Annotated in this window: 2 protein-coding genes; both read left to right on the top strand. The window is 66.0% G+C overall.

Features of this window, described 5'->3' with window-relative positions:
• Nucleotides 1–372: 4'-phosphopantetheinyl transferase family protein (locus ACYVDE_RS24520; protein ID WP_460504135.1), on the top strand; the 372-nt coding region annotated here is incomplete at its 5' end.
• A 43-nt stretch (nucleotides 373–415) separates the two neighbouring features.
• The coding region (locus ACYVDE_RS24515; RefSeq protein WP_460504134.1) for a redoxin domain-containing protein at nucleotides 416–894 on the top strand (479 nt) is incomplete at its 3' end.

Raw genomic sequence — 894 nt, 5'->3', positions numbered from 1 at the left:
GCGGCGGCCGTGCTGGCGCAGGGCGGCCGCGCGGGGGTCGATATCGAGCTTGTTCGCGGCAAGGCCCAGCGGCTGGCCCAAAAGTTTCTGGCCGAAAACGAATGGGCCCACGCCCGCGCCGCCACCGCCGATGCGGTGCCCGAAACCCATTACACCCTGCTCTGGAGCGCCAAAGAGGCGCTTTATAAACTGGCCGCCCAGCGCGGCATCATCTTCCGCCAACAGCTACTGCTGCACGAATTTAGCCCCGAAGCATCCGGCGAAATCCCGGCTACGTTAGTGCTGGACGGGGTCCGGACGCGGCACCGCATTTGCTATACCCAACCCGCGCCCGGCTACGTGCTCACGTACTGCCACGAACCGGCCGGGTAGCCGCGGGCCGTGGGGCCGCGCCGTTTTTTCTTACCTTACCGCCATGTCTTTCCGTCGTCTGTCTATTTTAACCGCTGTGGCCCTGCTGGCCGCTACGCTCGCCGTGGGCGTGGCACGCGCCCAGGGCGGCGGCACTGTGTCCGATTTCACCCTGAAAACCGCCGCCAACGCCGACGTAGCCCTGAAAAGCTATGCCAAGGACAAGGCCGTAGTAGTGGTGTTTCTGAACCCAGCCTGCGCGTTTTCGCGCCTCTACCAGGAGCGGCTGGCTTCGCTGAGCAGCGCATACCGGGGCCGGGGCGTGCAGTTCCTTTTTATTAACGTACCCATCAACCTCGATGCGCCCGGCACCGCCGCGCCCGGCGAAGTTGAGCTGCCTACCCTCACCGATGCCAGCCAGCAAGTAGCCGGCCTGCTGGGCGTGACCAAAACCGCCGAAGCCGTGGTGCTGGAGCCCGCGGGCGGCAGTTTCGCCATCCGCTACCGCGGCGCCATCGACGACAACCCGCAGGTGGCCGGCAG

It is taken from the genome of Hymenobacter agri (assembly GCF_054778495.1).
Note: the sequence above shows the minus strand (reverse complement) of the source record. Positions and strands in the feature narration are given on the sequence as shown.